The sequence below is a fragment of the Nocardia sp. NPDC058497 genome (assembly GCF_042720195.1).
GTDB lineage: Bacteria > Actinomycetota > Actinomycetes > Mycobacteriales > Mycobacteriaceae > Nocardia.
Map to the genome: position 1 here is coordinate 1 of NZ_JBHXMY010000342.1, position 6,603 is coordinate 6,603.

Below are 6,603 nucleotides of genomic sequence, written 5' to 3' on the forward strand. Positions count from 1 at the left end.
AATCGATAGTAGTAGGTGGGGGTTGGTGGGCCGGGCGGGGGGGTGCGGGCCCGCGCCCCCCCCCAACGCCGAAGCATCGGACGTGGCGTGGCCCGCGGCGAGTCTTGTGGCCGAGTACATCGCTGCCGGCGATCTTGCACGGGCCAACGGTCTTATCCGTCACGCTGCGTCGTCGGCGTCGCCCGCGGAGGCGGCGATGGCGATCTCGTCATGCCGCATGGTCGGCGTACCGGACGCAGCGAAAGCAATCGTCGCCCAGGCAAAGCGCCGCGATCCTCGCGGTGTGATGGCGATCGCGTACCACCTGATCGAGGCCTCGGGCTACACCGATGCGTCCGAGTTGCTTCGGGGTGATGCGAGGCTCTCGAATGGTGAAGAGGTGTGACAAATGTGACGTATGCACGTGGCCCGCCTCCCATGCACTGGTAACGAAGCATCGGACATTCCGCGATGGTAGGAGCCATCGCAACGCTGATCCGCGCCTCCCACATGCACACGCTACCTGGATCAAAGACCCAACAGGAACTGAGAACTCGCGATGACTGAAGAGAAGCCGAATGAAGTCGCCCATCCGAGGAGGTCTTCGCCTTGGCTGCGAAGGCTGACCGGATTGCTGAAATACGGGGGCGCCCTAGTTCTGGCCTGCATGCCGGCGATCTTGCCGCTCTGGCTTCCGCAACCCCAGCCGTGTACCGACCCGGCCGTGACAGCCGAATCGGTACACGGTGATTACAGCTCGTAGCGGTTGACCCTGGAAAGTTGCCCCGCCGAGCCACCGGAATGCCCCAGATGCAGATTTGCATCTGGGGCAGTTTCGACCCGGATGCTGAAGTATACGAAGGGCCGCGGATGCCCGCATGTCGGCTGACTGTGTGAGCCGCCCACGCGGTGCGCGTGGAGGGTGGGGTGCGTCAGGAGTCGTCTGCCGATGGCCGATAGAGCGAGTGTGGTGGGAGTTCGTGCCAGGTGTGGCCATCGGGTGATTGCCGGGCGTGGACGAGATCGATGTGGTCTGTGCCGTCGGGGCCGTGGGCCAGGAGGAGTCGGCCGTCATCAGCGAGGGTGAGGTCGGTCCAGGGGCCTGGGATGTCGAACCAGAAGTCGACCAGGCGGAAGTCGTCCGAGTACTGGACCGCTTGTGGCCAGATCTGATCGAGGGCAGGTCTCGGCGTCGTCAGCACTCGGCATTCGAGTATTCCGTCGCGGAGCCAGGCGAGTGTCCCCTGGGGATTCCAGACGATGGATCGGGGAAGGAACTCCTCGTCGTGCTGTCTCTGTTCGTGCTCGTAATCGGTGACCTTCCAGGTGCCGTCGTCGTCCAGAGTGAGAACTTCTATGCCCCAGAGGCGGTTACCGTACGAGCCATCGATATCCCACGGTTGGCCTGACTCGAACCCCAACGCGAGGGTGTCCGGACCTAGAAAGCGCGCATAGGTCCATCGGTCGAAGAAGTCCACTGTGTACGGCCCGACTGTCGTGGTTGCGGAATGCAGGCGGCCTGCGGCGAACCGCCATCGGCCGTCGGGGGATTCGGCTGTCGTTGTGGGGTCGTCTGTCATCGTCGCTTCCAAAGGCGCACCTGAGGCCGGTGCTCGGCCCTCGTTCGATGGACAAGTAGATCATCGTCGCCCGCGCATGCCGTGCGGAGCACGGCAATTAGCTGATCATCTTCTCGTCTGCCCGGGCAGGAGAGCATCGCAGTGAGTCGGCAGTCGGCCTGCGCGACCTGGCTACACCGAGTTGTTCGGCGGCTTGGGTAGGTGTGAGCTCCTACGATCGGTTCGGGCGAGCACTGCATCCAGGGCATCGGCCCAGACGCGAAGCCGCTGTGCTTCTTCGGGAGACTCGGCGATGGCTTCCCAGACATCGGTACTTCGCTGAATTGTCACCGCGTACTCTCCCTTTCGTGCATTTGTATCGCTGCGTGGTCGAAGGGCGGGATATCCCGTCCGCGTGTGCTTGAGCTCGATCGAGACGAGCGGTCAGGACGTGGCGCGGACCTTGATGGCGTCGTGGGAGATGAGGACGTCGTATTCGCCGGGGGTGGCGATGACGGCGTTGCCGTAGGCGGATTTGATGAAGGGGGAGGTGTACCAGGTGCCTTCGTTCATGTCTTCGAAGAAGTCTTGGTCGGTGCCGTTGAGCATGATGTGGTCTTGGGTGGTGTGTTTGCCGTCGAGGCGTTGGCCGTATAGGCGGGTGAGTTTGTAGCCGGAGTGGAAGCCGAGGGCGTTTACCCAGGGGTGTAGTTCGACGATGTTGGCTTGTAGGACCCAGAGGTTGCCTTCGACGATGTGGGTTGTGCGGGTGTCTACCGCGCCTTCGTCGTCGAAGACGGTCAGTTCCAGGTCGAGTTGGTCGGACTGGCCGGCAACGGGTTTCGCGATGACGTGGGCGGCGGTGATTTCGCCGGTGAGGCCCAGGTAGGTCTGGAGCAGGGTGGCGATCCAGAGGAGGAGGGTGGCGACGAGGAGGAGGGCGAGGGCGGGGGCGCCTCGGGTGAGGACGGCTTTCGGGCCGCGGCGGTGGCGGGCGGCGAGGGCTGCGGAGACGAGGAGGGCTAGGGCGAGCGCGATCAGTGCTAGGAGGACGACCTGGGCGAGCCCGAAGGTCACCGGGAAACTCATGGTCTCGGTATACCCCGAATGGGGCTGTGGGATGGGTGGTCTCGTGGTTCTCGGTAGGGTGGAATTCGTGGACAAGTATCGGGTGCTCGTCGGCGTTCATCTGGTGCTCCTCGATGGGGACGGGCGGGTGCTGTTGGGGCGCAGGCGTGATACCGGGTTCGGGGATGGGTTGTTTCACGTGCCCGCGGGGCATCTCGAGGCGGGGGAGTCGGCGGTGGCGGGGCTGATTCGTGAAGCGCGCGAGGAGGTGGGGGTCGAAATCGACGCGGGGGATGTGGAATTCGCGCATGTGCTGCACAGTGCCGAGCGGGTGCAGATGTTCTTCACCGTCCGGCGGTGGCGAGGTGCTGTGACGAACTGTGAGCCGGAGAAATGTTCGGAGTTGCGGTGGTTCGAGGTGGGGGCGCTGCCGAGCGAGATCGTCGAGTACTGCCGGGTGGGTCTCGGGGAAGTGCTGACCGGGCGGGCGTTCTCCGAATTCGGTTGGCAGGGAGCCTGACTAGTCGGGCGCGGGGCGGTGACGGATCAGGAGCGCGACGGCCCGGGGCCCCCGGGGGGCGTTGCCTACGGCTATCGTCGCGGGGAGGTGCCCTCGTTACAGGTCGGGGTGGCGGAACCCGGACGACGTGTTGGCCTGGTGGCCGAATTCGGTGTCGCAAAACGCGACTCCGATGGACGGCACGCACAGGATCGATAGGCCGACGGTGGCCGAGGTGGGGCTCAGCGGGACGGCGGAGCCGACGCAGTAGCCGCTGATCGTGCCGAGTGCCAGGCAGCCGACCGCGGCATTGAGGGTTGCCGGTGGGTCGAGGACGTCGGTGGCCAGGACGAAGACCGCCAAGCCTGCCACGCTGACCGCGGCGGCCATGGGATGGGGACGGCGCAGGCCGGTCAGCAGTCCGGCGCCTAGGGCGATGACGGTGCCCACGTTGACCAGACCCGAACGGGGCAGCGTGATGACGAGACTGCCTGCCACGGCGAAACCGGTCATCAACAGCACCAGGACACCGTCGCGGTCCGGCAGGATCAGCGCGGCCACCGTGGCGGCCGCGACGACGACGATCGAGCCGACGAGCACAGACGGGATGCTCGTCTCGCGGGACGCCACGGCAAGTGACGTCATGAGAATGGTCGAGAAGGCGACGACGCCGGCGAACACGGGGGCCAAGGGAATCGCGGTGTCGGCACCGTTGCGCGGCGGGGTGGCGGTCGTGATCGCGAAGTAGGCGAGCGCGAGCACGGTGGCCGCGATGAACCACAGCGGCAGCGAGCCGGCGAGGACGCCGTCGAAGTCGGCCGAGCCCTCGTCGGTCTCGGTGAGGTCGCCGAGCACGGCGGCGGCGGGCACTGCGAACAGGTAGGCGGTCCGCAGCAGCGGTTCGGGCCAGACCACGACGGCCATCGCGCCCAGTGCCACGCCGGCGAGCAGCGCGTCGATGAAGTTGAGCGTGGCCAGCGAGAGGCCGGTGAAGTCGGCGTTGTCGCTCTGGGGGACCAGTAGCAGGTGGCTCAGGACGATGCCGGCCAGTGCGAGCAGCGCCGTCCAGCGGGCGGTGCGCCGGCTGCCGACAGCGACCGTGACCGCCGCGGTGATGACGGCGGCGAACGCGCCACCGGTCATCGCCCGCGGAATGTTGAACACCAGCAGATCGACGTGCCGCGCTTCGGCCAGGGCGGCGAAGCTGATCGGCAGCATGATCGCGAGCACCGCGACCGAGGTGGCAACGAAGACGGTGACCGCTTCGGCGGCGGAACGGAGGGTGGTGGCGCTCGGCTGCACCGACTCTCCGTTCTCCCGGACCCGGCCGGTCCCCAGCGGACCTACCTGGAGTTTATCCAGCGCGGATACCGTCGAACGGCTGCGACAACTCCACGGCTTTCGTGTCGCGGGGCAGGGCATGCGAACATGGGCGAATCAGCATGTCAGGCAAAAGATTCGGAAGGTCGGTTGATGCCGGGCGGCGTCGTGAGCTGGTTCGACAGCGGCAAGGGATTCGGATTCATCACCCCCGACGCGGGCGGGGCGGAGGTGTTCGTGGAGTACACCGAGCTGGTCGGGGCGGGATTCCGCACGCTGCGGGCCGGTCAGCGGGTGGAATTCGGGATCAGGGAGACCCGGCGCGGACCGGAAGCGCACCACGTGCGGGTCGTCTAGTAGACGGCGACGGCGTAGATCGCGAAACCGGTCGCCGCCAGTGACGCCACCGCGCTGACGGCCAGTAGCCGCGTGCTGAGCCGATGCAGCCGGTCGTGGCGGGCGCGCAGGACGAAGAAGCCGCTGGTCGGGTTGCCGTCGCCGATGAAATGCGAGGCGGCCCGCGAGGCGAGCAGCGCGTCGGCCGCCTTGGATTCGGCGATCGAGGCGGCGAACAGGGCGAGAGCGCCCGCGCCCGCGCAGAGCACGGCCGCGATGATGAAAAACAGCACGTGGATCCCCCGTGAAGACTCGGCCGGAGCCGGTGATTGCGACTTCCTCAGTGTCTCAACGGGGTACGACAGATTCAGTTCTGGCCGCTGGGCCAGAAGCGGCTCGCGCGCTGACCGTGCACCGGCCTGGCCAGGTTGGGGTCCTCGGCTTCGGTGATGCCGACCTGCATGAGCAGGATCATGGTGACCATGCTGATGCCGATGATCAGCGGGGTGAGCAGCTGGGTGGCGGTGGCGCCGGAGGCGTGGGCGACGTGGGCGCTGGTGTGCGCGCTCATCGAGAACATGCCGGTGTAGTGCATGCCGGTGACGGCCACACCCATCAGCAGGGCGGCGCCGATGGTGGCGACGAGGCCGTGGATGTGCAGGGCGAACCAGAGCGCGGCGGTGGCGGCGACGACGGCGATGACCATCGAGACAGCGACGACGAATGGGTCGTAGACGATCTCGATGTCGGTCTTCATCGCGTACATGCCGGAATAGTGCATCGCGCCGACGCCGAGACCGGTGATCGTCCCGCCCACCGGGAGGGCGGCGCTGTCCCAGCTGCGGCGCACCACGATGGACAGCCCGAGCCACACCACACCCATCGCGACGGCGGCGCTGAACAAGGTGATCGGGACGTTGTATCGGATGGTCGCGCCGTGCACGGAAAAGCCGAGCATCGCGATGAAATGCATGACCCAGATGCCGGTCCCGCCGAGTGCGATCGCGGCCGCGGTGAGCCAGCCGCCATGACTACCCGATGCGCGCGAGCGAACCATGCAACGCAGTGCCAGCATCGACCCGAGGACCGACATGAGATACGCCAGCAGCGGGGTTACCCAGCCGTAGGTGAAATGGTTGATGTCCAGCACTCTCTACTCCTTGCGTGATTTCTCCGCGCGGTGTGCGCTCCCTCACAAACTCGGAAAATACGCTGGTAGAAAATTTGCCGTACTGGGTTTCTTGAAAATGTCTAGGGATGCTGACGGTGGCCGGGCACTCTTGCGTAGAGCCGTCGATGGTGAAGCGTGCCAGTCGGTTCGGTGGAGAGCGCCGATCGAATCCGGCATCCTCGCCGCAACTGCCTCGGCATACATCGAGCATCCAAACGGTCGCTTGTGTGACGGCACCGGCCTGCGGCATCGCGGCGTTGGCTTCCTCACAGTCCGCGAAGTCGGGTGTGGAGGAATTCGTCGGATCATGGCATTGTTGAAGGCGAGACCGGGACCGGACTATTAGGACCTGGCTCGTCTACAGAAGGTTTAGAAATGGCTCAGGGCATTGTGAAGTGGTTCAACAGCGAGAAGGGCTTCGGCTTCATCGCGCAGGACGGCGGCGGACCCGACGTCTTCGTGCACTACTCGGCTGTTAGCGGCTCGGGCTTCCGCTCCCTCGACGAGGGTCAGCGTGTGGAGTTCGAGATCGGTCAGGGTCAGAAGGGCCCGCAGGCTCAGGACGTCCGCGTCCTCTGATTCTGCGCTAGACCAGCGTACGACCGTGATGCGGCGCACCGGGTGGGGCGGGTGTTGTGGTATCTGGGGGGCGGTGGCGCGGCGCGGTAGTG

Annotated in this window: 9 protein-coding genes; 4 read left to right on the forward strand and 5 right to left on the reverse strand. The window is 65.9% G+C overall.

The window, feature by feature from the left end; translation table 11 throughout:
- Positions 1-106: 106 nt before the first annotated feature.
- Positions 107-385, forward strand: coding sequence for a hypothetical protein (locus ACFWPJ_RS21230; RefSeq protein WP_378853859.1), 279 nt, complete (start codon positions 107-109; stop codon positions 383-385).
- A gap of 526 nt (positions 386-911) precedes the next feature.
- Here ACFWPJ_RS21230 and ACFWPJ_RS21235 read toward each other — a convergent pair.
- Both ACFWPJ_RS21235 and ACFWPJ_RS21240 read right to left on the reverse strand, forming a co-directional pair.
- Positions 912-1,559 carry a hypothetical protein gene (locus ACFWPJ_RS21235; RefSeq protein ID WP_378853861.1) on the reverse strand — a complete coding sequence of 216 codons (648 nt, stop codon included), beginning with the start codon at positions 1,557-1,559 and terminating at the stop codon, positions 912-914.
- A 423-nt stretch (positions 1,560-1,982) separates the two neighbouring features.
- Complete coding sequence (locus tag ACFWPJ_RS21240) at positions 1,983-2,627, reverse strand: hypothetical protein (protein ID WP_378853863.1); 645 nt, start codon at positions 2,625-2,627, stop codon at positions 1,983-1,985.
- A 67-nt stretch (positions 2,628-2,694) separates the two neighbouring features.
- Between ACFWPJ_RS21240 and ACFWPJ_RS21245 the strand changes: the two genes are divergently transcribed.
- A complete protein-coding gene (locus ACFWPJ_RS21245; protein ID WP_378853865.1) occupies positions 2,695-3,126 on the forward strand; it encodes an NUDIX domain-containing protein in 432 nt (143 codons plus the stop codon).
- Between the two features lie 96 nt (positions 3,127-3,222).
- Here ACFWPJ_RS21245 and ACFWPJ_RS21250 read toward each other — a convergent pair whose 3' ends face one another.
- Positions 3,223-4,407 (reverse strand): hypothetical protein, encoded by a 1,185-nt coding sequence (locus ACFWPJ_RS21250; RefSeq protein WP_378853867.1) that lies wholly within the window; start codon positions 4,405-4,407, stop codon positions 3,223-3,225.
- A 171-nt stretch (positions 4,408-4,578) separates the two neighbouring features.
- Here ACFWPJ_RS21250 and ACFWPJ_RS21255 point away from each other — a divergent pair, with 171 nt between their 5' ends.
- Positions 4,579-4,782 carry a cold-shock protein gene (locus ACFWPJ_RS21255; RefSeq protein WP_378853869.1) on the forward strand — a complete coding sequence of 68 codons (204 nt, stop codon included), beginning with the start codon at positions 4,579-4,581 and terminating at the stop codon, positions 4,780-4,782.
- Here ACFWPJ_RS21255 and ACFWPJ_RS21260 read toward each other — a convergent pair.
- Together ACFWPJ_RS21260 and ACFWPJ_RS21265 are read right to left on the reverse strand one after the other, a co-directional pair.
- Positions 4,779-5,054, reverse strand: a complete 276-nt coding sequence (locus ACFWPJ_RS21260; protein ID WP_378853871.1) for a hypothetical protein — start codon at positions 5,052-5,054, stop codon at positions 4,779-4,781. The genes ACFWPJ_RS21255 and ACFWPJ_RS21260 overlap by 4 nt on opposite strands.
- A gap of 74 nt (positions 5,055-5,128) precedes the next feature.
- Positions 5,129-5,911: an MHYT domain-containing protein gene (locus tag ACFWPJ_RS21265; protein ID WP_378853873.1), complete on the reverse strand. Its 783-nt coding sequence runs from the start codon at positions 5,909-5,911 to the stop codon at positions 5,129-5,131.
- Between the two features lie 396 nt (positions 5,912-6,307).
- Here ACFWPJ_RS21265 and ACFWPJ_RS21270 point away from each other — a divergent pair, with 396 nt between their 5' ends.
- Entirely contained in the window at positions 6,308-6,511 is a 204-nt protein-coding gene (locus ACFWPJ_RS21270; RefSeq protein ID WP_014987157.1) for a cold-shock protein, read from the forward strand.
- Positions 6,512-6,603 lie beyond the last annotated feature (92 nt).